Origin of the sequence: Priestia sp. FSL R5-0597, assembly GCF_038006305.1 — a bacterium.
In the GTDB taxonomy this organism is placed as follows: domain Bacteria; phylum Bacillota; class Bacilli; order Bacillales; family Bacillaceae_H; genus Priestia; species Priestia zanthoxyli.
Genome location: NZ_JBBOUZ010000001.1, coordinates 2,798,661 through 2,823,357, shown reverse-complemented (window position 1 = coordinate 2,823,357; position 24,697 = coordinate 2,798,661). Strand labels below are relative to the sequence as shown.

Sequence of the window (24,697 nt, the reverse complement as noted above, 5' to 3'; positions counted from 1 at the left end):
GATGAGCGGCTTTTTTTGGTTTTTATTCTATCAACATAGACCCGCATTTTTTTTCACAAGCTTTTGCAAGGTTTTTGAGAAGCTGATTAAGAAACTCTTTGTCCATTTTAAGCCACTCTTCCTTTTGCAGTCCTTCTACGATATAGGAAGAAAAAAACCACACGTCGTTTTTGATGGCAGAGCGATTTGTTTCAGCGATTACAGTTAATGCCTTAATGACAGCAGACATCACGGAAACATCTTCTTTTCCATAATGGCGAATTTGATAGAACGCTTTGTACAAATAATCCGTAAAAGAAGGTTTTTCTAGCAGCACTCGAATACGTCCTTCTTCATCGCAATAATAAGGAGAGGAAGAATAGCTTTGTCCGAGTTTGATAAACACTTGCGTGAGCTGTTCAATGCAGTTAATAGCTGTTTCAGGGTCATTAATAGCTGGTGAAATAGCTCTTAATGCAATTTCACTTAGTTTTTGAATACCTAATTTTACGTCTTGGATCGATTCTTGGTCATTTGTAATAAACAAGCAATGAAGAAATTTTTCACGTTCTAACGATTGATGGTGAGTGATTACAGTTAATAACGGTGTGTCTGCTTCTACATACTCTCCGGGTGCTTTTTCGAGTTTAACAATGACATTTAATTTAGATGCTAGTGCTGTTAAATGGTTGAGTTCGATATATTGAATATATCCTTGTCTATTACTTTTAATTTGCAGTGTGTTTTCACTATCAAAATCAACCTGTATTTCATTCTTTGATTCGGGGTGCTTTTGTTGTTCTAGCCGTCTCTCTTCAATGGTAAGCATCGTTTTTTTTGCAATGTTTGAAATTAAATTTCCGACTTTAATCCAGTTGATGACGTGGTGAATCAAAAACACAAACATCCCTAAGCAAATGAATGCTACCACGATGGCTAATGAAGGAACAATAAAAGTATTGCTGACTTGGTTGCTGCGAACTTGAATGAGCACTACAAGCACGTATACGTATCCACCGATAAAAGTGCCAAGCACGCGCTGAGTTTTGGCATCTGTATTAAAGTTCTGAATCGTTCTAGGAGAAAACTGACCTACAAACGTAGTCAGTACCACTAACACAGAAGAAAATGTAATTGTCGTCATCGTTAATAAGGAATTTGATACTGAACTTAAAATAGTATGAGCAAGCTCTTTATCCGTTAGAAACACGGATGGAACTAACTTTAACCACTGTTTGTGAGCTGTCAAATATCGATCTAAAAATGTACTAATAGTGGCTAAAACAAAAGCAACAATTCCGTATATAGAAGGAGTAATCCAAAAATTAGCTTTTATTCGATTTTGCTGTAGCTTTATTGACATAACGAAATCTCCCATATCATGATTTAATAAGTTCGGACTTCTTTTAGTATGAAGAAAAAAGTTAACCATACTTATCCACCTATTATTACCCTCACCTGCATGTGAAAAACTTCTTTAAGAAAAGTTTTATCATTCATTTGTAAAGGGTAGAGATCAAAAAGGAGGGAAGAGCCGTGGCATTTGATTATTCACTTGACTTTGAACATATCGATTTTAGAAAACATCCTGAAAAGTATAGAGTAGGAAAAGGAGAACAAGGAGTTCTCCTTGTTGAGCCATATAAAAGTGAAATTCTTCCTCACTGGCGTTTTCGTACACCTGACATTGCTGAGGAATCCGCCGACGCCATCTATCAGCTTTTTTTAACCTACAAAGAAAAAAGCGATTTTGTTGGAATGGACATGGCCCGGAAATTTCTCCAAATGGGATACACGCGATCGAGGCGCTACGCGAACTACAAAGGCGGAAAGAAATACAACAAAGACGGCGAGCGTAACGAACGGCAAATGGATGAACAAAAAGCAGAATCGGCATCAATTTTTATGGAAAAATGGAAAGAGGTACGAGAGAATAAAGAGTACTTGCAAATGAAAAAAGAGCATCAAAAAAAGTACGGATAATCAGCTGGGATCCGTACTTTTTTCCTTTGTTATTTCGATTCGTTTAATATGGTGATGTTCAATATCAATGACTTTAAATGAAAAACCTTCGTTTTTGATGCTATCACCTTTAGCAAGATCAAACTTTTCGGTCAGCATCCAGCCGCCAATGGTATCAACGTCTTCTTGTTCAATAGTTGTTCCGAGTAAATCATTTACTTCTTCAATCAACACCTTCGCATCTAGTACGTAGTGATTTTCATTAATTTTGTGTACGTCCGGTATTTCATCATCATCAAATTCATCACGAATTTCACCAACAATTTCTTCTAAAATGTCTTCAACCGTTACAAGCCCCGTTGTTCCTCCATACTCGTCTATTAAGATGGCCATGTGAATTCTGTCCCTTTGAATTTTAAGCAATAAGTCGTAAATGGCGATGGAATCAATGACTTGAATGATGGGTTTCATATACGTTTGCACGGTACGTGGTTTGATATCATCTTCTTTTATGTAATCCGCTAATATTTCTTTAATATTAACTAATCCCACCACTTGATCTTTGTTTCCATCTATAACTACTGGATAGCGAGTATATTGCTCTACTCTAGCCATTTTTAAGAATTCTTCTATCGTTTCATCTGCTGATACGCTAACAATTTCTGTACGAGGCACCATGATTTCTTTAGCCGTACGATTATCAAATTCAAAGATATTATTCATGAACTTAAATTCCGATTGATTAATTTCACCGCTCTCATAGCTTTCAGATAAAATAATTCTAAGTTCTTCTTCACTATGAGCTACTTCATTTTCAGAAGCTGGCTTCAGGCCGAATAATCCGACAACGCCTCTTGCTGAGTGGTTTAAAAGCCAAATAAACGGATAAAGTAACTTAGAAAAAAGAATAAGAGGACGGGAAAATAACAGCGTCACTTGTTCGGCCTTTTGAATCGCCACCGTTTTGGGCGCAAGTTCTCCAGCTACCACATTTAAAAATGTGACAATCGAAAAAGCAAGAACAAAAGATATGACATGCGAAAGTGATGTAGCAAAAGGAAGCATGTCAATAAGCGGCTCTAATAAATGACCTACCGTAGGTTCACCTATCCAGCCTAGACCCAATGCGGTAACCGTAATGCCCAGCTGTGTGGCTGAAAGATAACCATCTAAATTTGATACTACTTTTTTTGCTGCTAAAGCGTTCCGGTTTCCTTCTTCAATTAACTGATCGATTCTAGTCGACCGTACCCTAATGACGGCAAATTCCGTTGCAACAAAAAAGGCTGTTAATATGATTAATACGATGAATAAGATGACATTTACTGTTTCCAAATTTATCTCCTTACCCCGTTGAAACGGATAAGGGAACACCTCCTTTATAAAAGTTTGATGAGCTGATTTATATGGTAAATAAAGAATATCATGTATACTGTTCCCTTAATCTCCGTAGAAATAAACTTATCGAAAAGAAAGAACACTTTTTAATAACTCGCAACATTTTTTGGCAGAAAAAGCGTAAACTAAACATTATAAAATGAACGAAAAGAGACAACGTGATACCTTTAAAGAGATGTAAATAGAAGTAGGAGTCGATTGTTTTTATGGAATTTTTTCTAACGATATTAGTCTTATTGGCTTTGATTGGTCTATCTAATATCATTAATCATTTTGTGCCATTTATTCCTGTTCCGTTAGTTCAAATAGCTTTGGGAGCAGGGCTTGCTATCTTGCCATTTGGCGGAGATGTCCATTTGGAACCTGAATTATTTTTTATTTTATTTATTGCCCCGCTATTATTCAATGATGGGAAAAACGTGTCAAGAGCTGCTCTTTGGAAGCTTCGTACACCTATTTTATTACTAGCGCTGGGACTGGTTTTTGTAACGGTGGCAGTAGGGGGATATCTAATTAATTGGCTTATCCCTTCCATTCCGTTACCGGCGGCATTTGCACTAGCCGCTATTTTGTCCCCAACAGATGTAGTGGCAGTTGGAGCTATGGCGAGCCGAGTAAAGCTGCCTAAGCGAATTATGCATTTGCTTGAAGGGGAAGGACTGATGAATGATGCCTCTGGTCTTGTAGCGTTTCAAGTAGCAGTAGCTGCTACCGTAACGGGCGTTTTTTCAATCGTAGATGCTACATTTCAGTTCCTTTGGGTAGCGCTGGGCGGTTTGTTTGTAGGAGCATTTATCGCTTTTCTGATTATCAGACTGCGTGTACTTGTTCGACGTTTAGGAATGGAAGATATTACGATTCATATGTTAATACAAATTCTAACTCCATTTGTTGTCTTCTACATTGCTGAACACTTTCATCTATCGGGAATCTTGGCAGTTGTAGCAGGCGGCATTGTGCATGCGATTGAGCGCGACCGAGAGGAATCACCTAACCAGCAGCTTAAAGTGGTATCAAAAAGTACTTGGACGGTTATTTTATATTTGTTAAATGGCTTGGTTTTTGTGCTGCTTGGTCTGCAAATACCAAAAGTGGCGAAAGCAATTATTCAAGATCCAAACTTTAATAATGGACAAGTGCTTCTTTATATTTTGATTATTACTGTCTTTTTGCTCGTACTACGATTTATTTGGGTGATGGTATCATGGTCAGTAGGCTGGTATTACAAAAATAACAAGCATCTAAAACCTGAGCCTCGGTCTATTGGTATTATTACGGTTTCAGGTGTACGAGGAGCTGTTACGTTAGCTGGAGCGTTTTCGATTCCTTATACGCTTGATAACGGCAGTGATTTCCCGGAACGCTCTCTGATTATTTTTCTAGCAGCAGGCGTTATATTGTTAACCTTAGTTGCGGCAAGCATTCTTTTACCTGTTATTGCGAAAACAGAAAAGGCGCCGAAGAAGCCTGAGCGCAATACAAAAGAGGTTAAAGCACGCATTAAAGTGCACAAAGCTGCTATTCAGCGGTTAAAAAGAGAAATGACCGAGGAAAATCGTGGAGCAGCGCTTTCGTTAATTTCAACGTATAATACAACGATTAATAACATCATCGTTAAAACGCATCCTTTAGAAGCCTCTGAAAACAAACAGTATGAAGAAGAAATTCGATTGCTGGCTCTTCAGGCCAAGGGGAAATTGGTGGAAAAGCTATTAAAAGAGGAAAAAATAGACCGTGAGACAGCGTATATTTGTTTGGAACATACGCACAAGCTTGAAATGGCTGTAACCAATCGTGTAAGGTACAAATTATTGGTGAGCTGGATGAGGTTTAAAAAAGTTTTATTATTACTAGTCCGAATTTTTTCACCGAATAAGCAGGCTTTAAGAAAACAAAGCCTGCGCAGAAGAAGTAAAGTGAACAAAGTACGTATTCAAATGATTGAAGAAGCGATAAAGGTCATTAAAGAAAATATGAACGAAGAAAATCGAATGATTTCACTTGCTATCATTAGTGAATACCATAGATCCATGGCAAGACTTAGAAAAGAGAGTACGGAGTATAATTCAGGTAAACGTAAAAAAGCAACGAGAGATTTATGTTATAAAGCGTTTCATACCGAGCGGGAAACGGTGCAAGAACTTTATGAAAAAGGAGAAATCACACGTGAAATCGCTCATAATATTCGAAAAGATATCGCTTTGCGTGAAGCATTAACAATTGAAGAAAATGGTTATTAAAAAGTCGCAGAGAGTAGTCTCTGCGACTTTTTCTAGTAAGTTTCATTCTATTGCTTTTCAAAAAGATAAAGCTTTCCGTTAACAGCAATATCAAACCGAGGCCCTTTAAAGCCGCGTTTTATAAGTTCTTTACGCATAAATTTCATAATGCCTCCGTGGCGGACAATCAGCAAATCGTCTTCTGACTCGGAAATAGCGCGATCTAGCACTGCTGCTACTTTTCTCTTAGTCTCAGCCATATCTGTACGAGCTTGTTTGTTGATGAGTCCGGACATGCGAAACAGTAATGCCCAGAGGATAAAAGGAAGTTTAAATTTTACTGGAATAATAGGCATGGGTATTTCTCTAAGTTCCGGAAGAAGAGTGATCTCTTGTTTATAAATATGCTTTGCCGTTTTGTGTGCTCGCGGCATATCGCTTGAAAAACAGCGTTTCCATTCAATATTATTTAAATCAGTCTCTCCATACGTAATATCTGATTCATCATATTCCTGAAACCAAGCCACTAGTTCATCGGTGGATAAGCGGTGGTTTTCTGGAAGCCCTTTGTTTACTTTGTAATGACGTACTAATGCTACTTTCGTTGTGAAATCTCCTTAAAATTTAAGCGCCAAAAATACTTACTTGGCGCAGCTTGATTTTCTTATTTAACGTTATTTTCATCATGCTGCACCTCCTTTCAAATATTTGTAAAATAAGTATAAAATGGATTGAGAAAATTGTAAATAAGGTATAGGAGAAGATTTTGAGATAGAATAATTGGAAAATGAAACCTTTTTATAAGATAAAACGTATTACTTATAGATAATTCAAACAAATTGAAATACATATAAAAGGGTGGATTACAATGATGGATACAGAGAGAAAAGTGAATATCAGAGAAGAGTTTGGAACTTTATTTGCAGAAGGGGATTTTAAGAAGCTTTATGATTGTGTAAGCGAAGAATTTAAACGTCAAGTTTCCCTTCAGCAATTTTTGGAGCAGAGCAAATTGTTTAATCAAGGAGAACAGTTGTACAGACTAGAAACAAATCTTTATTTAACCCCTCAAATTGAGCAGTTTATTTGGATAAATTCTACGCAGAGAAAAGCCATCAGCGTTATGTTTGATGAACATAATATTATACAAGCACTTGTGCTTGCTCCTATAGAATCATTTTCAGAGAGAGAGAGATGGAGTACAAACAAATATACGATGCCGATTCAAAGTGAATGGTTTGTCTATTGGGGTGGAAAGCATGAGGTGTTGAACTATCACCATCCAGTCGAAAGCCAAAGGTATGCATATGATTTAGTCGTGCGAAAAGGAAAGCAAAGCTATAAAAATGATGGAATGAAAAACGAAGATTACTATGCTTATGGAAAAAAGGTTGTAGCTCCGCTTGAAGGAGTCGTTATCGCAGCAGCTGATGGCCAAGAAGATAATGAAATTGGACACACCAATAAAAAAAATCCTTTAGGAAATCACGTTATCATTGAACATGAAGGGAAAGAATACAGTGTGCTTGCACATTTGAAGCAAGGGTCGGTTTCTGTGAAAAAAGGAGACGTGGTTCGTAAAGGAACGCTGCTCGGAAGGTGTGGAAATTCCGGGAATTCATCCGAACCTCACATTCATTTTCACGTCATGGATGCCTCTGACATCGAAACGTCAAAAAGTTTGCGAATTCAGTTTCATGCAGCTGTTGAACCGATTCGCGGAGATACGGTTATTCCATTTTTCTATTGATTAAAAAGAGACTAGGACAAAAGTATTTTAGCCCAAGTGAAAAACGAACCATTGATCAACATGTTTGATGAGTGGTTCGTTCTTTTGGTTATGGTGAATATAGCTTCATGGGTTTCGTTCCTTCTAGCAGTTGATTGAAGGGCAAGGCGAAGACTCCTGCGGGAAAAGCGGGACAGAAGACCCCGCAGGAGCGCAAGCGACGAGGAGGCTCAGCGGCCGCCCGCGGAAAGCGAAGCCTTGCACGGAAATCAACTGCGGTGTCATAAGCGGTTCAGCTCATGTATCTCATTTATTCGTCTTTAGGTGGGCTTCATTTCGTTATGTCCCAGCCTCTTTTTATGCATGATTTTCTTCAAATATAAAGTCAAGAAGCCGCTGAAACAAGTAAAGGATAATGGCTACGGTAGTCATGACAAGGAAAAGTCCAAAATGACTAATTTCATACAGATTATAAAGCCCAATTTTAGCGAGAAAAGGAACTATAACATAACCATGAATCAAATCCAAAATAATGTTAACCATTATGTACAAGATAAACCCGGGATACGTAAGGTAAAAGACAAAGATCGTAATCACAATATGAAGGCAATAAATCGTTGCTCCCATGCTAGTAAGAAAAAATACGTTTTCTTGAACCGTCCACCAGTGCATTTTTTCCGCTACTTGATAGGCGATTGTCATCATTAATGCAGCAAACAACCCTACAGTAAAAAATCGTTTAACCCGCTGTTTATCAAGCAGCAGCAGTAAAAACCATGGAATAACAAGAATTCCCCATAATATAATTTGATTCATCCATCTTCCCACCTTTTATTTATCAGTAGTTCTTAGTGTAAGAAAGAATTGTAAAAATATACATTTCGCAAAGAAAACGTTTACAGTCAGATTTCTTATCTATATACTAAATCTTGAATACTTGTATACAAGTTGGTTAAGGGAGTGATGACACATTAAAAAGGTAACCTACCCGGAAAGATGGCTTCGCGGAGCCTCGCTGGGAGAACAAGTGGTAAGCAAATTAAGAATTCAAATTATGAGCGGCGAGCTGAAAAAAGGAACCATACTATCAGAAAATCAGCTCTCGGCAGAGTTTGGAATGAGTCGATCTCCTATCAGAGAAGCTCTGCGGATCCTTTCAAACGAAGGGCTCATTGATTTACAGCGAATGGGAGCAGTTGTTATTGGTTTAACAACTAGGGATTTAAACGAGCTGTACGATGTTCGTCTGCTTTTAGAACACTTTGTCTTAGAACGTTTATCTGAAGTCAACCATGATTCGCTTATTAAAAAGCTGGAGCAAAGCATTGATCAAATGAAGATGGCAGCTAAATACGATGACTATGTAGAGTTTGCTTATCAAGATTTGCGGTTTCATGAGCTCGTGATTATCGAAGCAGACCACAAGCGGATATTAAAATTGTGGGAAAGCATCCGTGAAATTATTTTAGCTGCTCTTTTAATTACGACTGAAAAAAGATTTCGAGATGATAAAGCAGCTGTGCTCCCACTGATTAAGCAGCATCATGAAATGATTAAGGCATTAAAGTCTCAAAATACAGAACGCATTCAAGATGAAGTGAAACGTCACTTTGAAGACACGCGAAATACGATAACAGCTTCACTTTTGAATGAAGCATAAAAAAAGGGATAAAATATTCGAAATATTTTTGAGTATTTTTCTCTTCAACTTGTCGACAAGTATACAAAGGGGGATGGAGAAATGAAAGCAGGTGTCTACGTTTCAGAAACAAAAGCCGTTATGCAGCAAAAAGCGAAACCGGTTATAAAAAAAGGAGAAGCGCTTGTAAAGGTATCTCATGCTGGAATTTGCGGAACGGATATGATGATTTATTTTGGAAAACACCCTAGAGCACAGGCGCCACTCACTATGGGACATGAGTTCAGCGGAGTGATAGAGGAGATCCGAGGAGAAACGGAATTTTCTTTAGGTGACCGCGTAGCAGTTGAGCCTACGCTTAGCTGCGGAACGTGCGAAGCCTGTGTAAAAGGACAGTTTCACGTTTGTAAAAAGTTAAAACTAATCGGCATTGATCAAGATGGAGGTTTTGCGCAGTACGTGGCTGTTCCTGTGAACCGCCTTCACCTCTTGCCAGAGAAACTGTCTAGCGAGCATGCAGCTCTTGCAGAACCTGTAGCGGTTGCCGTACATACAGTGCGACGCTCGCGTTTGAAAGTAGGAGACCAAGCTGTCATTTTAGGGGCAGGACCTATTGGACTGCTGATCGGGATGATTGCGAAACGAGCAGGAGCAAAAAAAGTAATGATCTCAGATATTAGTTCTTATCGCTTAACTAAAGCGAAAGAACTTGGCTTTATACCAATTGATGCAGCGAAAAGAGACGTAGTAAAAGAAGTGCGTTTGCTTACGAATGAAGTCGGTGCAGACGTTGTATTTGAAGTAGCCGGAAATCAAATTACAGCAAAACAAATGGTTGAAACAAGCCGTATTCAAGGAGAGGTTGTGGTGGTGAGCGTATACAAAAGCGCTCCAGAAGTAGATTTAGCAGCAATGCACTTTAAGGAAATTTCATTAACTACAACGAGATGTTATACAAGGGAAGATTTTCAGACGGCTATTGATTTACTTGCAAACGGTGAAATAGCAGCAGATTCTTTAATTTCTCATAAACTGCAGCTTGAAGATATTCAAGCGGGGTTTGAGTTTATGCAGCGGCCTGATGAATCACTTAAGGTTTTATTTGCACCAAACGGAGAGGAGAATGAACAATGACAGTAGATTTGTTTTCTTTAGATGGTAAAGTAGCAGCAATTACAGGAGCAACAAGAGGAATTGGAAGATCAATGGCGATTGCTTTGGCAGAAGCAGGTTCGGATATCGCTCTTTTGCAGCGTTCAAAGGAGTTTCTTGGAGTAAAAGAAGAAATCGAACGGCTCGAAAGAAAATGTTTTATTGTTAATTGTGATCTAGAAAATGCTTCTCAAGTAAGCGAAGCGATCTCATCGGTTGTTGCTTATTTTGGCAAGCTCGATATTTTAGTGAACAACGCGGGCATTCAAAGACGTTCACCCGCTGTAGACTTTGCAGAAGAAGATTGGGACGCTGTTATGAACGTTAATTTAAAAACCGTATGGTTGTTATGTCAGCAGGCGGGCCGCCAAATGCTTAAACAAGGAAGCGGAAAAATCATTAATATGGCATCTTTGCTTTCTTACCAAGGAGGTATTACCGTTCCAGCTTATGCCGCAGCAAAAGGCGGAGTTGCTCAGCTTACAAAGGCTTTATCTAATGAATGGGCAGCAAAAGGCGTAAATGTTAATGGAATTGTACCAGGATACATTGCCACTGATATGAATGAAGCACTTATTAACGATGAAACGCGCAGCAGACAAATCATTGAACGTATTCCCGCAGGCAGATGGGGACAGGCAGATGATTTTAAAGGAGCAGTTGTCTTTTTAGCATCTGATGCGTCTGCTTATATTCACGGACACTTGCTTGCCGTAGACGGAGGATGGCTAGGAAGATAACGCATGAACCAATAAATTTTTTCATATCATGAACAAACTCGATTAAAAGGAGCGTTCATGGTATGAAAGTGTGGATATTGAATGTTGGTATTGCTGTCACAGTGCTGACAACTGCTTGGGCGGTGTATACAAAGCCTGAAGAGAAAGAGGTTTCGCTAGTTTCTTACGATCAGCTCTCCATAGCTGTCCCAAAAGAAAGCACCGACTTTGAAAAAGAGTTAAAATCAGCTTTGACGCAGCATGGTTTTCAAGAAGTTAGGGTGCTGAATGACTATGCGGAAGCTCAAGTTCTGGTTCTTCTGCCGGCTGAACAACTTTCTTCCTATAAGAAGAAGGACATTCAGCAAGTCGTAAATCAACTTACCAAGCAGTATAACGTTAATCCTGATGTAGTTCAGATTCAGTTATATGGAAAAAAGTAAAAGCCTTTTAGAAAGGGGAATCCCTCTCTATAAAAGGCTTTTTTTACTCTTTTTTCTTCTCTTGTTGAGCGAGCTCTTCTTGTCTTTTAAAATGTGATTTTCCTAACGCATACACAAAACTAAAAAACAAAGGAAGTAAAATAGTCAGCAGCACAAGGCGAGTAAGCATATCGCTCAAGTCATTTCTCGTTAAGTAAATATTAATAGCTGCGATGACAATATAAATAAAAATCCCGAGGTTTCGTAAAAATCTCTTTAGCATAGATGCATTCATTTTTTTCACCTTACTTTTATATACTCACATTTAAGGTAAAGGAAACGATTAATAAAAGCAACCTATTTACTACAAAGCAAGAAGGAATACAGAAATTTATGATGAATGTTTATATGTTATCTGAAAATTATGCGAATAAAACTGCTAACATGAAGCTGCTTTATACAGCAGTCTGCTTTTAGTACACCGAGTCAGTATAAACAGTTGCCTTCTCTTCAATTAGCTTTAGTTTTTAAAAAGGTAAGGTGATGAAATGAAAAGAGTGCTGGTAATGGGCGTTTCTCCAGGAGTAGGAAAGTCCACATTTGCCAAGAAATTAGGGAAAAAGCTTGATCTAGAAGTACATCATCTAGACAGCCTGTATTGGCAGCCGGGCTGGGCGGAAAGAGACAATGATAGTTTTAGAGAATTGCAGGAGCACATTGTAAAAAAAGACAGCTGGATTATCGATGGGAACTACAGCAATTCGTATGATATTCGAGTGAAGCGTGCAGATACCATCGTTTATTTAGAGCTGCCGCTAATCGTTTGTGTGTACCGAGTGATAAAGAGGAGGATTGTATATGCAAGAAAAACGCGTGAAGATATGGCAAAAGGATGCCCTGAGAAAGTAGATTGGTCATTTTTTACATTTATTCTTACGACGTATCGAGAACGGCAAAAAAAGATGAGAAACCGGTTTAAAAAGCTTAAAAATGATGAGGATTGCAAGGTTTTTATGCTGATGAACAGAAAGGACATCGAGAACTATATACAAAACCTATAGGTGGAGTAGAGCTGAATTTTGAACAAAAACAGCCACGTAACAAGTTCGCTTGTTACATGGCTTTATTGAAAAAACAATCATTCTTGCGTAATCTTCAGCATTCCTTTTTTATCTAACGCAACTGCTAGAGAATGATTAACCTTCACCGTTAATGGATGAACTTCAGAGTCTCGGTCCGAAAAAAACCACCGTCTTTTAGGCGCCCCTACAAGAAAAAACGCACTGTCGCTTCCTAAAAAGTTAAAGTTCTCGTTTAATGGCCTGTTGTTGCGCACGGTGATACCCGAGTTAATAAGCTGTGTCCCTACAGAGCGGACATGAGGCGTTGTCAAGTTGATTTCTCCTATGCTTAAAAGCGACTTAGAAGAAAAGGGGTCGTTGGATGGCGGGCAGTCTGAATGTCTTGAAATGTATTCAACAATATTATGAGCAGGATCTTCAAAATAAAACGAATGAGCATCAAATGCTTCAAAATAAATCTCATCTTTCTTCTCTTCTGTATTGAGGAAGACTCTTTGAGTAGCCCATTGTTTCGCTTCCATAAAGCGGTTTGCTGGAACATTAAAAGCAAAATGGTAAAAGGGCTTTGTATGTAGAGCACTTTCTTTAAAAGTGAGCTCACTTTCACCAACTTTAATGGAAAAAGAACGCGGTGAAGCGGCAGTTAATGGGAAATTGAGGGAATTTGCATAAAAAGCCTTCATTTCGTCCAGTAGATGAGTGTACAGGACAGCTTGATTAATCATCATAAACCATTCCTCCTCGTTTAAACGTTGTCTAAATCACATGGCATTAAACAGATGTTTCATTATCATCCCTTTGAACGCTGCTTTTCCAGTGAAGCTGAAAAGATCCTTTATGCTCAGAGCCTATAAAGTTAATACGATATCTTCTCGTTCTTTCGGGTGTTAGATAAAGAGAGTTATTAGTCATCTCAAAGAAACGTGTACGTCTTGGATCTTCTACATATAGAGAAAGGTCTCCACTTTTAGTGTTTTTAGATAGCCTGAAAACGTAGGTTACGCCTTTTTTGAGTTTAATGCTCCGAGAGTAGCGGCCTGTAAAGCTGTCATATTCTCCAAAGAAAACCTCACTTCGCTCTTTTTTTATTCTCCCACCTACAATTTGATTTTCCTGGCCGTTAAAGTTAATAAGTAAAAAAGCAATAAGAACAATAAGAAAACTATATTTAAACATAAAAACCTCCATCTACTAAATTATAGATAGTTTTGGATTTCGTCAAATAGTGTTATAGTTTAAAAAGGGAAAAATTAACAAAAAATATTATCCCTTTGTATGTTACGCCTAACGGAAAGGAGAAAAAATTGACTCAGCGTTTTTATTTTTTAGCAGCAAGTCAAGTAACCACAAATTTAGGTTTTGTTCTTTATACAATGGCCCTCACTTTCTATATAAATCAAAACACCGGTTCAACAGCTCTTGCATCAATGATTACGATGACGAGCTTACTTGCTCGCCTCCTTAGTGGTCTTAGCGTACCTTTACTAGCCGATACATATAAATCTATTCATATTATGCGGGCTGTACAGGTTATGCAAATAGGAATGCTCGCTGGATTGTATATGCTACTCACACAAAAATTTACAGTCACAGTACTAGCGATGTGTTTTGTCATTGTTGGGATCATTTCTTTTTTTAACGGTTTTTTTACTATTTTTAAAACGTCGGTTGTTCGCAGCTTAGTAAGTGATAGTCAAAGAATGCAGGCGAATAGTTTGCTTTCAACAATTGACCAAACCTTTCTATTTGCAGGGTGGTCCCTTGGTGGTTTCGTTTTGTCTTTAACAGGATTCACTTATTCTTTATGTATAACGGCAGGTCTTTTATTGTTCTCGTTTGTTTGTTTGCTGTTTATAAAAGAAGCTCATAGATACAAGCAGCCAGAAAAGCGAAGCGTGGCAAAGCTAATGGAAGGATGGCGCTTTTTATGGGTACGTAAACGCATCAGAGCACTCGTTATAATGGACATAACTGAATCACTCGTTGGAACCATTTGGATTGGGGCTATTACTCTTTCTTTTGTGAAAGAAGTGCTTGGAAAAGGAGAAGTATGGTGGGGATATATAAACGGTGCGTATTATTTTGGAAGCATAGTCGGAGGAATTATTGTGTACCGAATGTCTTCTATGGTAAAAGGAAGGCTTTTGCTTCTTATGTTCGCGGGCTCAATTGGTTATGCTGTTTTAACCGGTTTTTACGGCTTAGTAACGAACCCGTATTTAGCTTTAGCACTTTTGGTAATGATGGGTCCTGCCTATCAGCTTCGAGACGCAGCGCAGGAAACCATTTATCAAAATGCCTGCAGCAGTGGGGTTCTTTCTAAAGTAATAGCGGCAAAATCAACTCTTGTACAGGGTGCGTTTATTCTTTCTATCGCGTTTGTAGGTACAGTAGCGGACTTCTTTGGGGTGAGGATTGTATATCTATTTGCAAGCTTCCTATTGCTGGTAACGTCTCTCATAGGTATTGCAGTATTAGTTCATAACAAGCAGTCTGTGGAAACAACATCACCTGTTGAACGGGTAGAGAATATATGAAGATCATCACGCTAACGTATCTTATGGAGCATGATATAAAAGAGCTGTTAATAGAAAGCCAGGAGGAAGGCTTTTTCTTTCTTACCAAGCTAATAGCGGAGTATAAAAACGGGCAAAACGTATTTAACAGAACAGGAGAAAGGCTGTGGGGAGTTTACGGTGAACAAAATAAATTAATTGGCGTAGCCGGCCTTAATCAAGATCTTTACAGTCAGTATACTAACGTTGGAAGAGTAAGAAGGTTTTATGTTTCAGCTCGGTTTCGCAGAAAGGGTATAGGTAAGCGACTTTTAAAAGAAATCATTCATTATGCAGAGAACTATTATAACACTCTCGTCTTATATACAGATACGGACGAAGCGAAGTTATTTTATGAACGAAACGGCTTTAAACGCATACACAATCAGCATAAAATTACTCATGAATATAAACTAAAAAATGTTCATTAATCAAACTAACGGATGTTTCATTCAATTAGGGCATTAAAATAGTATACGAATAACGCTCAGAAAAAATCTGAGCGCTATTCGTTACCATGCATCAACGCATCAACCGAACCCGTTACTCTTTTTAGTTTGCTTTTTTAAGTTTGAGAGCTGTTTTAGGAGCAGGGCTTTTTTTAACAATATACAAACCGCTAAAAATAATAAGTCCTCCAAGCAGCTGCATGGAATTGATGGTTTCTCCAATGGCTACAGCAGCAAAGACAACGGCGAACAAAGGAATAACATACATGTAAACCATTACTTTTGTAGATCCAATTTTTCCAATTCCTACATACCACATTACCAGCCCGTACACCGTCACGAACAAAACAGAGTATGCCAAAGAGCTCCAGCTGCCTATATCTGTTGGCCAGATAAGCGTTTGATAGGTGAAAAGACAGTAGACAGTAAGAGGAATAGCTCCGATCAAAGCAGACCAGGCAGTTACGCGCAAAGCAGAATATTTTACGACTAAAGGTTTTGCTAAAATTGGATACCAGCCCCACGCAACGGCCGCTACAATCCCCATGATATTTCCGAACCATGCAAGCTGCGACAGCGCATGACTAGAGTGACCAAACAGCAGTACAAACGCAGCACCGAAAAAAGCAAGCACAGAGCCTAGCTGTGTTTTTAACGAAAAAGCTTCATGCTTATATAAGATAGCTAAGATTCCTGTGAAAATAGGAGACATCGAAATAAGTAAAGAAGCATTTGTAGCTGTCGTATATTTAACAGATACCATAAACAGCGTTTGATAGAGTGTAACGCCTACTATGCTGACCGCTATTAAACGTCCCCAGTCTTTCTTTTCGATCCGAATGCCTCGCTCTACGATTCCTGTAATAAGTAAAAGAATAGGAGCAACCATTATAAAACGCAGCGCGCTAAATTGGATAGAAGACATATGAGCAACTCCAAATTTTCCGATTGTATAATTGGCTCCCCAAATTAACGCAACGGATAATAATATCCATTCCAGCCAGCCTTTTTTCATGTCATCACCTCGGGTAAATATATAAATTAAATAAGTGCGGATATCCTTAGTTACAAAGTATACAGGAAGAAATTATGTAAAAGGCCAGCCAATTCAGGTATTTTTATCTCATCCACTTGTTTATAATACAAACAAAAACGCAGCTGCAATGGCTGCGTTCATGACTGTTATCCACATTGTTCTATCTCATCTAATCGCACAAGTTCGACTTTAAAAGCATGATCAATCGGTCGAATTTCACAGTACCCTGAATCATATACGTGAATCAGTACAAAGCGTTTTCCTTTATATAGCACTTCTTTGTAGGCTGTCACGAGATACACCCTTTCTTTTCATAAGTTTGTTTTTCATTCTATGAACAAAAAACGACGTAATTGCCTAATATAAAAAGAATTTTTAAGGTTGATAAAATTGCTTGGCAAAACAAGTTCGCTTATACTGTACTGTGATTCTATTTACGTATAGGTTCTGATTAAGAACAGCTTTAGCATATGGATAACGAAACAAAACAGCAGTACATAAGGAGCAGCACATGGATATTAACTATTTATATACATTTAAAGAAGTAGCGAAGTGGGGGAGCTATACACGAACGGGCGAGGAGTTAGGGTATGCTCAGTCAAGCGTTACCACTCATATAAAAAAATTAGAGGATCATTACGGTCAAAAACTATTTGAACGAACAGGACAAAAAATGAAGCTGACTCAGCCTGGTGAAGAATTGCTTTATTATGTGAATCAAGTAACCGAGTTATTAAATGAAGCAAAAGAGCGCCTTACTACGAATGAAGATGCTAGAGGAACAGTTTCAATAGGAACCGTGGAGTCGCTGGCCGCTTATTTTATTACACCGTATATTCGTGAATTAAAAAAGCAGCACCCTTCTCTAAAGATTATGCTAGAAGCGGGTTTATGTCCAAATTTAACACAAGGAATTATTGACGGAAAGTATGACGTAGCCGTTTTGCTTGATCGCCTTCAAACCTCTTCAAGTTTAGAAGTGATTCCTATTCGAAAAGAAAACATGGTTATGATTGCTTCGCCTTCTCATTCTTTTAGTGAAAAAAACAACGTTGTAATGGAAGAGTTTGAAGGTGAAACCATCATTTTAACCGAGAGCGGCTGCCCTTATCGTACGCTTTTAGAAGAGATGATGCGCAGCAGGGGTATTCATATGCAATCGGTGATTTCATTTAGCAGTCTTGAAGCAATTAAACAGTGCGTAGCGGATAATTTAGGTATTGCTCTTGTGCCAGAAATAGCGGTAAAACAAGAGATTGAAAATGGAAAACTGATTAAAATCCGGTTTGACCATGAAGAATTTTATCTTTATTCACAGCTCATATTCAAAAAGAAAAAATGGCTGACGGCACCCATTCAACACTTCATTTCACTTGTACAAGAAGGTTATCAAAAATATTGATAACAGATATAGAGAATCTTCAATAATGATGAAGCTGCTTTCGTGATACACTTTTTACAAGAAAAGAAAACTAGAGGTGTAGAACATGAATATATTTTTGCAGCACAATCCTACCAAATTATACTTTGGAAAAAATCAAATTACGAAGCTATCGCAAGAGCTTGCTTCTTACACTAAACAAGTAAACGTTCTGTTAGTATACGGAGGAGGAAGCATCAAACAAAATGGCGTATACGACGAAGTGAAAGCTGAACTTCAGTCTATTAACGCAGTTGTTCACGAGCTGTCTGGTGTAGAACCGAACCCTCGTTTGACTACGGTAGCTAAAGGCGTTGACATATGTAAAAAAGAAAACATTGATTTTCTCTTAGCCGTTGGGGGAGGAAGCGTGATCGATTGTACAAAAGCTATCGCAGCTGGAGCCGTGTATGAAGGGAATACATGGGACTTAATTACACGCAAAGTAGAGATTACAGGTGCTCTTCCTTTTGGAACGGTCTTAACACTTGCGGCAACAGGATCTGAAATGAATTCAACTTCTGTTATTACAAATTGGGAAACAAAAGAAAAGCTAGGTTGGACGTCTTCTCATGTATTTCCCGTCTTTTCTATCTTAGATCCGGCGTACACGTTTTCAGTGCCGCGCGACCAAACAGTCTATGGAATTGTTGATAGTATGTCGCATGCGCTTGAACACTATTTTCACCGCACAGAAAATACGCCGATGATCGACGGTTTTATTGAATCATTGCTAAGAACAGCTGTACAAGAAGGTCCTAAGCTTCTTACAAATCTGACTTCTTATCAGTATCGTGAAACGATGATGTATATAAGCACGACGGCGTTTAACGGAAGCTTAGCAAACGGAACGGATGGAGGAGACTGGGCTACTCATCGTATTGAACATGCTCTGTCGGCCGTGTATGATATTCCCCACGGAGGCGGCCTTGCTATCTTGTTCCCTAATTGGCTGGAGCATGTGCTAAAAGAAGATCCTTCTCGTGTAAAACAACTGGCTGTAAACGTATTTGGCATCAACCCAGAAGGAAAAAGCGATGAAGAAACAGCAATGGAAGGGGCAAAAGCGCTTCGCACTTTCTGGAATGACTTAGGAGCCCCGAACAGCTTGCGTGACTATGATATTGATGACTCTGAATTTGATGCGATTGTTGAAAAGACCTTTGTAAAACCAGGTGTTGGTACTTATAAAGAGCTTGATTATGCAAGCGTTCGAGATATTCTAGAAAGATCCAAATAAAAAGACGAGCTGCCTGCTCGTCTTTTTTATATGTACTTAATAATCCATTAGAAAATAAAGAAAGAGAAAAAAGCACAGCAAGATGCAGCCTGCTCCTACCGTTATTTCGGAAAAACCTTGAATAAACGTATTTTTGGAAATGCCTCCTTCATTTTGTAGCTGAAATACGCGTTTTCTTTTGCGCTCATGAACGATTACCAACGAACCAAAAGCAACCGATAATAATGTAAAGAGCGGCACCACAATTAAAAACAGCTTAATAGAATACGCCCAGTACGATATATAGAGCGTATAATACATTGCTCCAGTACTTAAGGCAAAGAGTAGTAAAGAAAATAAAAACCACTTCGTAAAACGGTTTTTGCTCATGTATGGTTCACTTCCTTTTATCAAGTGCGTCTTATGATGTAGACAATAAAACACGTCTATCATTTTACCAAAACTTTTTGGTACATTCTATTTTAGCGGAAAAATAGGGTTTGCAATTTTCTTAAAAGTGGTATAGTTCCTAAGAACTATCCGTGTATACATACAGAAAACTGATGATAAATGAGGGAGAAGATGAGCTATGGGGTGCGACGCGTGTCTGCCAATTAGGACAGGATATACGGTTTCTTTTCAGCAACCAAGGGATGTGAAGAAATTGGAGAAATACTTTAAAGATATTTCTCAAAACCAATGGAAGACTCTTGGAGAAGATATGATCTGGATGAGGGAAGATATCTTTTGGAGTTTTATGGATTATGTTCATCAGCATCTAGACCCTCGGCATGTGTGGGCTGTAGAAGCCAAGCAGCGGAGCCCGTTTGAAAACCTGCGGCGTATGGAGCCAATCACCGCTTTCCAAAAAATGAAAGATGCCTTGTGGATTGATGAGCTGATTGAAGACAAGCGAATTTGCTCGTATTATCAGCCGATTGTATCGGTTGATCATGAACGCGTGCATATCGTTGGCCACGAAATTTTATCAAGAGGATTAGAAGAAGACGGAAGTATTATACCTCCTTTTAAAATGTTTGAAGCTGCTCAAATAAGAAATAAAACCTTCGCTCTTGACCGAGCCTGCCGCTTAGAAGCTGTAAAAAATGCTAGTATTATTGATCATCAGCTGATTTTTATTAACTTTATTCCTACAGCAATATATAATCCTGAGCATTGCTTAGCATCTACATTTACATTAATTAAAGAATTGAATATAAAGCCCGAGCAAATTGTGTTTGAAGTGATTGAAACGGAGGATGTTCAAGATATTGAGCATTTGAAAAACATTTTGAATTATTATCGCTCCCACGGATTTAAATATGCGCTAGATGACGTAGGAGTTGGCTATAATACGCTGAATCGGCTTTTAGAAGTGGAGCCTGACGTCGTGAAATTGGCATTTGAATTCACAAACGGAGTCAGTAAGAATGAGAAACAGAAAAAAGTGGCTCAAGAGATGTTAGCTATCACCCATAAAATGGGGGCACAGGCTCTTGCAGAAGGGGTAGAAACAGAAGAAGATTTAAAATGCCTGATAGAGATGGGGTATGATTTGTTTCAAGGGTATTATTTTGCAAAGCCTAATCCTAAACCGTTAAAAGAGATTCATTCTATTTACGTTTAGCAGCCAAAAGCAGAAGAACAGAAACTTCTGCTTTTTGTATGAATGAAAGTAAGAATACTCAAAAAATAAACAATTCACTTTCATTTTGCTAAATAGTTTACAGAGAAAGGGAAGTGCTATAAGATGATAAATATTAATTCTTAGTATTTCTATCAGAAAAGGAGTGGATGATTTGGCACAAACGTTGCACTCATCATATAAATCAAAGCCAACTACTGTTGTAACAGAATTAAGCCCTATGCAAAAGCCGTTATTTGCAGGAGGGGTTATAGCAGCGGTTATTTTACTTCTAGCGATTGTGCTAACGACTGATTGGACGCAAGGTGTGTTATTTATTATCGGTCTAGCACTAGGAATGACGCTTCTGTACGCACGTTTTGGCTTTACATCAGCATTTCGCCGACTCGTATCTGTCGGCAACGTTCAAGGCTTGCAAGCGCATATGCTTATGCTAGCGATTGCGTCAACGCTGTTTGCTATTATTTTAAGTACAGGCTTTAGCTTTACAGGGGTAACGCCAAAAGGATATGTTTCACCTGTAGGAGTCAGCGTGATAGTTGGTTCGTTTATGTTTGGAATTGGCATGCAGCTAGGAAATGGATGTGCCTCAGGAACGCTGTATTCGTTAGGCGGTGGCTCTTCTTCCATGATTTTAACGCTTTTAGCCTTTATTGTAGGCTCTATGTTCGGGGCGTATCATTTGCCATTTTGGCAAAAACAACCTTCGCTTCCTCCTATTTCATTAGCTGAATCGACAGGCCTTGGTTATTTTGGCGCTTGGATTGTACAGCTTATCGCGTTTGCAGCGATTTACTGGATTACGATTCAAATTGCCAAAAAGAAAAATCCGCCTATGATGAAGCAGCTTCCTACGACAAAAGGGTGGAAAAAGATCATTCGCGGCTCTTGGCCTCTATTCACTGCAGCGATTGTGCTGGCTGTATTAAATGCATTAACGCTGGCTGTAAGAGGAAATCCTTGGGGTATTACTTCTGCTTTTGCTTTATGGGGCGGAAAAGCAATGATGGCAGCTGGAATAGATGTATCAAGCTGGGGATTTTTCCAAGGTGCAAATGGAGAAGCGCTAACGCAAAGTGTGCTAGCAGACTCTACCAGCGTATTGAATTTTGGGATCATACTAGGCGCTTTCATTTCAGCGACGGCGCAAGGAACGTTCAAACCAGGAAAGATTAAACCTGGCGTTGCAGGAGCAGCTGTTGTGGGAGGCCTTTTAATGGGATATGGTGCGCGTCTTGCCTTTGGCTGTAACATTGGCGCTTACTTTGGCGGCATTGCTTCATTTAGTCTTCACGGATGGGTATGGATGGTTATGGCAATGCTTGGCACAGGCTTAGCACTATTTATCCGCCCGTTATTTGGACTCAAAAATCCTAAATCTAATGATTCGATTTGTTAAGTTTAAATAAAACCTTCTTTGCATGAGCAAAGGAGGTTTTTATTTTAGGTGATGTTTGGAATCGCTCTACTATTTTGTGAATCACTTGAAGTTTAGTACAGCTCATCGGCTTTCTGCGCATCGTTTCCGCTGCTTTTCTCTTAGCCAAATCCTCTTGTTCTAACCCAAAAAGAATATAAAAACTTCCTTTTTTTATAAAAATTTCACTTATTTTGCCGATAAAACAGGAGAATTGTATGTATTTGGCGAAATAAGCAGTAAACACCAAGTCCAGACACAGTTATTAAAACGTAAAAAGGGGTTTTAACGTTACATGAACAAGTATTTAAAAAAAGCTGTTATTTATGGAAGTTTGTGTTTTTTATTAGGAGCGTGCGGAGGAGCAGGAGAACAAACCTCTTCTGAGCCGCAGAAAAAAGAAGAAACAGTAAAGTCTAAAGAAGAAGCGAGTAAAAAAGAGAAAAAAGACGCAATCAATACAACTATTAAAGTTAGCGCAGCAGGAGATTTTACCTTAGGAAACGATGAAAGCTTTGGGTACGATTCTACTTTTAACGACGTAGCAGCAAGAAATGGCCTGCCGTATTTTACGCAAAATGTAAAATCGATCTTTGAGCAAGATGACTTAACAACGGTTAATTTAGAAACAACGCTGACAACTGCGACGGAAAAAGCAAGTAAAACATTTCGTTTTAAAGGTGATCCTTCGTTTGTAAATATTTTAAAACAAGGAAGTATTGAAACCGTTAACTTGGCTAATAATCATACGCATGATTATTTACAGCAAGGATATGATGATACACGAGAAAACTTAAAGAAAAGCGGAATAGGCTATTTTGGCTATGAAGATACATATATTACAACGGTAAAGGGAGTCAAAGTAGGATTGCTTGGATATCCGGGCTGGGATGACACAAAAGAAGTAAGAAGTCAGATTAAAGACGGAATTAAGTCTTTAAAAGAAAAAGGCGCTAAAATTATTATTGTGCATTTCCACTGGGGATCTGAACGACACTATGTTCCTGATACAGCGCAGCAGGCACTGGCGAAGTATACAATTGATAACGGAGCAGATTTGATTTTAGGTCATCACCCTCACGTTGTTCAAGGAATTGAAGAATACAAAAATAAATTTATTGTCTATAGCTTAGGAAACTTTATGTTTGGCGGAAACAAAAATCCAAGTGATAAGGATACATTTGTATTTCAGCAGACGTTTACGATTAAAGATGGAAAGCTAACGACTAATAAAGACATCAATGTGATTCCATTCCGCATTTCTTCCACAACGGCGCGAAACGACTACCGACCTACGCCTTTAACAGGAGCAGAAAAGGATCGAGTGAAAAATAAACTGATTGATGTTTCCAATCAAATCAAACAGGAAAAATGGACGGTCTACGATGAAGATAGTAAATGAAGCTCTCAGCACTGAGAGCTTTTTTTACAAAATAAAGCGATATACATCCAAATAAATAATATAATGTAAAAAAATAGATTAAAGGTGGAACTATGGTTAATATAGGTGATATTATTTTTCAAATTCTTATGCTGCTGATCCTGATAGGAATAGCAGGAGTAATAATTGCATTTATTATAGGCTTAAAAAGGTTGATTCAAAAGCAGGGGGCAAATGAAAAAAGGCTTCAGAGAATGGAACAAAAATTAGATGATATGCTGAAAAATAAAGAGTCATGACTATACAGAAGCACTGTTAACACATCAGTGCTTCTGAACTTGACATTTTATAAAAAAGCAGTAAGATATGTATACATCGTTTATATAGGGAGGAAGTTACATGGCAAAGTCAAAAGCAAAAAAAATGCGTGATAAAATGACGCGTGAAGGAAAACGAAATCCAGAATTAAACCGCAGCCTGTTTATATTTGCAGACATGGAAACGCGCAAAACCAAAACAAAGAAGGAAAAACTTCAGCATCAGCACACAAAACATAAAAAACGATTATCAGACGGAGCGTACAGTACCGGAGATGATCGTTTTTTTATTGCGCTTCATACATCTACAAAATGAAAAAAGAGCTTTTTGACTATCTATCTTCACTTTGCCTCAAACATTTTTACTGTAAACTTTCACAAAAAACCCTTATGATAGGAAAAGAAGGAGATGAACTAAGAATGCTTACGATTGAAAAAGTACCTAAAAGCCAAGCGGGCGTTTTGCAAAATTTGTATTCTCTTTATCTCCATGATTTATCTGCGTATACACCTTCTTTAGATATTCGCGAAGATGGAGCTTTTCATTTTGAAGAGCTGCCCTTGTTTTGGAAAGTAGAAGGCCTCTCGCCATACTTTATTAAAGTAGATGATAAGCTGACGGGCTTTTTTTTACTTCTTGAACAGCCCGCACTTCAGCAAGAAGCAGATTACTGCATCAATGATTTTTTTATCTTAAACAAATACCGAAAGCAGGGTATTGCTTCTGAAACGGTAAAAGACATTTTCTCTCATCGAAAAGGAACGTATATGATTATTGAGCTTGCAGGCAATAAGCGGGCTATTTCATTTTGGAAACATATTTATGAAAGCTTACATATTTCCTTTCAAGAAAAGAAAATTGAACTTGACGGAGAGCCAACTCTTATTCAAACGTTTAGCGTGTAAAACCTTTCTGGAAAACAGAAGGGTTTTTTTATTTAAACTAAATATTAACAA

General features: G+C 38.4%; 29 protein-coding genes. 19 read left to right on the top strand and 10 right to left on the bottom strand.

The window, feature by feature from the left end:
• Window positions 1-22 precede the first annotated feature (22 nt).
• Entirely contained in the window at window positions 23-1,342 is a 1,320-nt protein-coding gene (locus MKX72_RS14410) for a DUF2254 domain-containing protein (protein ID WP_230624634.1), read from the bottom strand.
• Between the two features lie 173 nt (window positions 1,343-1,515).
• Between MKX72_RS14410 and MKX72_RS14405 the strand changes: the two genes are divergently transcribed.
• Window positions 1,516-1,962, top strand: coding sequence for a DUF4385 domain-containing protein (locus tag MKX72_RS14405; protein WP_033579361.1), 447 nt, complete (start codon window positions 1,516-1,518; stop codon window positions 1,960-1,962).
• Here MKX72_RS14405 and MKX72_RS14400 read toward each other — a convergent pair whose 3' ends face one another.
• Window positions 1,963-3,276, bottom strand: coding sequence for a hemolysin family protein (locus MKX72_RS14400; protein ID WP_033579360.1), 1,314 nt, complete (start codon window positions 3,274-3,276; stop codon window positions 1,963-1,965).
• 269 nt (window positions 3,277-3,545) lie between these two features.
• Here MKX72_RS14400 and MKX72_RS14395 point away from each other — a divergent pair, with 269 nt between their 5' ends.
• Window positions 3,546-5,579 (top strand): Na+/H+ antiporter, encoded by a 2,034-nt coding sequence (locus tag MKX72_RS14395; protein WP_028412925.1) that lies wholly within the window; start codon window positions 3,546-3,548, stop codon window positions 5,577-5,579.
• A gap of 47 nt (window positions 5,580-5,626) precedes the next feature.
• Here MKX72_RS14395 and MKX72_RS14390 read toward each other — a convergent pair whose 3' ends face one another.
• Window positions 5,627-6,085, bottom strand: a complete 459-nt coding sequence (locus tag MKX72_RS14390; RefSeq protein WP_235918744.1) for a histidine phosphatase family protein — start codon at window positions 6,083-6,085, stop codon at window positions 5,627-5,629.
• A gap of 341 nt (window positions 6,086-6,426) precedes the next feature.
• Here MKX72_RS14390 and MKX72_RS14385 point away from each other — a divergent pair, with 341 nt between their 5' ends.
• A complete protein-coding gene (locus tag MKX72_RS14385) occupies window positions 6,427-7,308 on the top strand; it encodes a M23 family metallopeptidase (protein ID WP_049165173.1) in 882 nt (293 codons plus the stop codon).
• A gap of 134 nt (window positions 7,309-7,442) precedes the next feature.
• Window positions 7,443-7,574, top strand: coding sequence for a hypothetical protein (locus MKX72_RS14380; RefSeq protein WP_255219796.1), 132 nt, complete (start codon window positions 7,443-7,445; stop codon window positions 7,572-7,574).
• A gap of 70 nt (window positions 7,575-7,644) precedes the next feature.
• On the opposite strand, the gene MKX72_RS14375 is transcribed toward MKX72_RS14380, so the two are convergent.
• Window positions 7,645-8,103 carry a hypothetical protein gene (locus MKX72_RS14375; protein ID WP_033579356.1) on the bottom strand — a complete coding sequence of 153 codons (459 nt, stop codon included), beginning with the start codon at window positions 8,101-8,103 and terminating at the stop codon, window positions 7,645-7,647.
• Between the two features lie 211 nt (window positions 8,104-8,314).
• Between MKX72_RS14375 and MKX72_RS14370 the strand changes: the two genes are divergently transcribed.
• The 4 genes from MKX72_RS14370 (at window position 8,315) to MKX72_RS14355 (ending at window position 11,240) form a co-directional block, all read left to right on the top strand.
• Window positions 8,315-8,947, top strand: coding sequence for a GntR family transcriptional regulator (locus MKX72_RS14370; protein WP_228307259.1), 633 nt, complete (start codon window positions 8,315-8,317; stop codon window positions 8,945-8,947).
• Between the two features lie 81 nt (window positions 8,948-9,028).
• Window positions 9,029-10,060 carry a zinc-dependent alcohol dehydrogenase gene (locus MKX72_RS14365; protein ID WP_033579355.1) on the top strand — a complete coding sequence of 344 codons (1,032 nt, stop codon included), beginning with the start codon at window positions 9,029-9,031 and terminating at the stop codon, window positions 10,058-10,060.
• Window positions 10,057-10,818 carry a glucose 1-dehydrogenase gene (locus tag MKX72_RS14360; RefSeq protein WP_033579354.1) on the top strand — a complete coding sequence of 254 codons (762 nt, stop codon included), beginning with the start codon at window positions 10,057-10,059 and terminating at the stop codon, window positions 10,816-10,818. The genes MKX72_RS14365 and MKX72_RS14360 overlap by 4 nt, the downstream gene beginning before the upstream one ends.
• 62 nt (window positions 10,819-10,880) lie before the next feature.
• Window positions 10,881-11,240 carry a hypothetical protein gene (locus tag MKX72_RS14355; protein ID WP_154992112.1) on the top strand — a complete coding sequence of 120 codons (360 nt, stop codon included), beginning with the start codon at window positions 10,881-10,883 and terminating at the stop codon, window positions 11,238-11,240.
• A gap of 43 nt (window positions 11,241-11,283) precedes the next feature.
• Here the strand turns inward: MKX72_RS14355 and MKX72_RS14350 are convergent, their stop codons facing one another.
• Window positions 11,284-11,514 carry a hypothetical protein gene (locus tag MKX72_RS14350; RefSeq protein ID WP_033579352.1) on the bottom strand — a complete coding sequence of 77 codons (231 nt, stop codon included), beginning with the start codon at window positions 11,512-11,514 and terminating at the stop codon, window positions 11,284-11,286.
• Between the two features lie 253 nt (window positions 11,515-11,767).
• Here MKX72_RS14350 and MKX72_RS14345 point away from each other — a divergent pair, with 253 nt between their 5' ends.
• Window positions 11,768-12,280, top strand: a complete 513-nt coding sequence (locus MKX72_RS14345; protein ID WP_155007998.1) for a topology modulation protein — start codon at window positions 11,768-11,770, stop codon at window positions 12,278-12,280.
• 77 nt (window positions 12,281-12,357) lie between these two features.
• Here the strand turns inward: MKX72_RS14345 and MKX72_RS14340 are convergent, their stop codons facing one another.
• Together MKX72_RS14340 and MKX72_RS14335 are read right to left on the bottom strand one after the other, a co-directional pair.
• Window positions 12,358-13,029 (bottom strand): VOC family protein, encoded by a 672-nt coding sequence (locus MKX72_RS14340; RefSeq protein WP_033579350.1) that lies wholly within the window; start codon window positions 13,027-13,029, stop codon window positions 12,358-12,360.
• 43 nt (window positions 13,030-13,072) lie between these two features.
• Entirely contained in the window at window positions 13,073-13,477 is a 405-nt protein-coding gene (locus tag MKX72_RS14335; protein ID WP_028412934.1) for a hypothetical protein, read from the bottom strand.
• Window positions 13,478-13,605: 128 nt separating this feature from the next.
• Between MKX72_RS14335 and MKX72_RS14330 the strand changes: the two genes are divergently transcribed.
• Window positions 13,606-14,838, top strand: a complete 1,233-nt coding sequence (locus MKX72_RS14330; RefSeq protein WP_154992116.1) for an MFS transporter — start codon at window positions 13,606-13,608, stop codon at window positions 14,836-14,838.
• Window positions 14,835-15,287 carry a GNAT family N-acetyltransferase gene (locus MKX72_RS14325; protein ID WP_033579348.1) on the top strand — a complete coding sequence of 151 codons (453 nt, stop codon included), beginning with the start codon at window positions 14,835-14,837 and terminating at the stop codon, window positions 15,285-15,287. The genes MKX72_RS14330 and MKX72_RS14325 overlap by 4 nt, the downstream gene beginning before the upstream one ends.
• Before the next feature lie 121 nt (window positions 15,288-15,408).
• Here the strand turns inward: MKX72_RS14325 and MKX72_RS14320 are convergent, their stop codons facing one another.
• Together MKX72_RS14320 and MKX72_RS14315 are read right to left on the bottom strand one after the other, a co-directional pair.
• Complete coding sequence (locus MKX72_RS14320; RefSeq protein ID WP_033579347.1) at window positions 15,409-16,320, bottom strand: DMT family transporter; 912 nt, start codon at window positions 16,318-16,320, stop codon at window positions 15,409-15,411.
• A gap of 167 nt (window positions 16,321-16,487) precedes the next feature.
• A complete protein-coding gene (locus MKX72_RS14315) occupies window positions 16,488-16,634 on the bottom strand; it encodes a hypothetical protein (protein WP_013057506.1) in 147 nt (48 codons plus the stop codon).
• 218 nt (window positions 16,635-16,852) lie between these two features.
• Here MKX72_RS14315 and MKX72_RS14310 point away from each other — a divergent pair, with 218 nt between their 5' ends.
• Both MKX72_RS14310 and MKX72_RS14305 read left to right on the top strand, forming a co-directional pair.
• Window positions 16,853-17,743 carry a LysR family transcriptional regulator gene (locus tag MKX72_RS14310; protein ID WP_155007999.1) on the top strand — a complete coding sequence of 297 codons (891 nt, stop codon included), beginning with the start codon at window positions 16,853-16,855 and terminating at the stop codon, window positions 17,741-17,743.
• Window positions 17,744-17,828: 85 nt separating this feature from the next.
• Window positions 17,829-19,001, top strand: coding sequence for an iron-containing alcohol dehydrogenase (locus tag MKX72_RS14305; protein ID WP_028412939.1), 1,173 nt, complete (start codon window positions 17,829-17,831; stop codon window positions 18,999-19,001).
• A gap of 36 nt (window positions 19,002-19,037) precedes the next feature.
• Here MKX72_RS14305 and MKX72_RS14300 read toward each other — a convergent pair whose 3' ends face one another.
• The gene (locus tag MKX72_RS14300) at window positions 19,038-19,370 is read right to left on the bottom strand and encodes a hypothetical protein (RefSeq protein ID WP_028412940.1); all 333 of its coding nucleotides are present in this window, start codon (window positions 19,368-19,370) and stop codon (window positions 19,038-19,040) included.
• Window positions 19,371-19,635: 265 nt separating this feature from the next.
• Here MKX72_RS14300 and MKX72_RS14295 point away from each other — a divergent pair, with 265 nt between their 5' ends.
• From MKX72_RS14295 to MKX72_RS14270, 6 genes are all read left to right on the top strand, one after another.
• Complete coding sequence (locus MKX72_RS14295) at window positions 19,636-20,607, top strand: EAL domain-containing protein (RefSeq protein WP_261764020.1); 972 nt, start codon at window positions 19,636-19,638, stop codon at window positions 20,605-20,607.
• Between the two features lie 172 nt (window positions 20,608-20,779).
• Window positions 20,780-22,024 (top strand): YeeE/YedE family protein, encoded by a 1,245-nt coding sequence (locus MKX72_RS14290; protein ID WP_033579343.1) that lies wholly within the window; start codon window positions 20,780-20,782, stop codon window positions 22,022-22,024.
• A 313-nt stretch (window positions 22,025-22,337) separates the two neighbouring features.
• Window positions 22,338-23,444, top strand: coding sequence for a CapA family protein (locus tag MKX72_RS14285; RefSeq protein WP_014459640.1), 1,107 nt, complete (start codon window positions 22,338-22,340; stop codon window positions 23,442-23,444).
• A gap of 92 nt (window positions 23,445-23,536) precedes the next feature.
• A complete protein-coding gene (locus MKX72_RS14280; protein ID WP_013057499.1) occupies window positions 23,537-23,722 on the top strand; it encodes a DUF4083 family protein in 186 nt (61 codons plus the stop codon).
• A gap of 100 nt (window positions 23,723-23,822) precedes the next feature.
• Entirely contained in the window at window positions 23,823-24,056 is a 234-nt protein-coding gene (locus MKX72_RS14275) for a hypothetical protein (RefSeq protein WP_028412944.1), read from the top strand.
• Between the two features lie 104 nt (window positions 24,057-24,160).
• A complete protein-coding gene (locus tag MKX72_RS14270; protein ID WP_028412945.1) occupies window positions 24,161-24,646 on the top strand; it encodes a GNAT family N-acetyltransferase in 486 nt (161 codons plus the stop codon).
• Window positions 24,647-24,697 lie beyond the last annotated feature (51 nt).

Excerpts from the sequence above, each read along its gene's own strand:
- MKX72_RS14410 (WP_230624634.1), bottom strand. The coding sequence starts at position 1,342 with ATGTCAATAAAGCTACAGCAAAATCGAATAAAAGCTAATTTTTGGATT.
- MKX72_RS14395 (WP_028412925.1), top strand. The coding sequence starts at position 3,546 with ATGGAATTTTTTCTAACGATATTAGTCTTATTGGCTTTGATTGGTCTA.
- MKX72_RS14385 (WP_049165173.1), top strand. The coding sequence starts at position 6,427 with ATGATGGATACAGAGAGAAAAGTGAATATCAGAGAAGAGTTTGGAACT.
- MKX72_RS14375 (WP_033579356.1), bottom strand. The coding sequence starts at position 8,103 with ATGAATCAAATTATATTATGGGGAATTCTTGTTATTCCATGGTTTTTA.
- MKX72_RS14365 (WP_033579355.1), top strand. The coding sequence starts at position 9,029 with ATGAAAGCAGGTGTCTACGTTTCAGAAACAAAAGCCGTTATGCAGCAA.
- MKX72_RS14360 (WP_033579354.1), top strand. The coding sequence starts at position 10,057 with ATGACAGTAGATTTGTTTTCTTTAGATGGTAAAGTAGCAGCAATTACA.
- MKX72_RS14355 (WP_154992112.1), top strand. The coding sequence starts at position 10,881 with ATGAAAGTGTGGATATTGAATGTTGGTATTGCTGTCACAGTGCTGACA.
- MKX72_RS14350 (WP_033579352.1), bottom strand. The coding sequence starts at position 11,514 with ATGAATGCATCTATGCTAAAGAGATTTTTACGAAACCTCGGGATTTTT.
- MKX72_RS14345 (WP_155007998.1), top strand. The coding sequence starts at position 11,768 with ATGAAAAGAGTGCTGGTAATGGGCGTTTCTCCAGGAGTAGGAAAGTCC.
- MKX72_RS14340 (WP_033579350.1), bottom strand. The coding sequence starts at position 13,029 with ATGATGATTAATCAAGCTGTCCTGTACACTCATCTACTGGACGAAATG.
- MKX72_RS14335 (WP_028412934.1), bottom strand. The coding sequence starts at position 13,477 with ATGTTTAAATATAGTTTTCTTATTGTTCTTATTGCTTTTTTACTTATT.
- MKX72_RS14325 (WP_033579348.1), top strand. The coding sequence starts at position 14,835 with ATGAAGATCATCACGCTAACGTATCTTATGGAGCATGATATAAAAGAG.
- MKX72_RS14320 (WP_033579347.1), bottom strand. The coding sequence starts at position 16,320 with ATGAAAAAAGGCTGGCTGGAATGGATATTATTATCCGTTGCGTTAATT.
- MKX72_RS14310 (WP_155007999.1), top strand. The coding sequence starts at position 16,853 with ATGGATATTAACTATTTATATACATTTAAAGAAGTAGCGAAGTGGGGG.
- MKX72_RS14305 (WP_028412939.1), top strand. The coding sequence starts at position 17,829 with ATGAATATATTTTTGCAGCACAATCCTACCAAATTATACTTTGGAAAA.
- MKX72_RS14300 (WP_028412940.1), bottom strand. The coding sequence starts at position 19,370 with ATGAGCAAAAACCGTTTTACGAAGTGGTTTTTATTTTCTTTACTACTC.
- MKX72_RS14285 (WP_014459640.1), top strand. The coding sequence starts at position 22,338 with ATGAACAAGTATTTAAAAAAAGCTGTTATTTATGGAAGTTTGTGTTTT.
- MKX72_RS14280 (WP_013057499.1), top strand. The coding sequence starts at position 23,537 with ATGGTTAATATAGGTGATATTATTTTTCAAATTCTTATGCTGCTGATC.
- MKX72_RS14275 (WP_028412944.1), top strand. The coding sequence starts at position 23,823 with ATGGCAAAGTCAAAAGCAAAAAAAATGCGTGATAAAATGACGCGTGAA.
- MKX72_RS14270 (WP_028412945.1), top strand. The coding sequence starts at position 24,161 with ATGCTTACGATTGAAAAAGTACCTAAAAGCCAAGCGGGCGTTTTGCAA.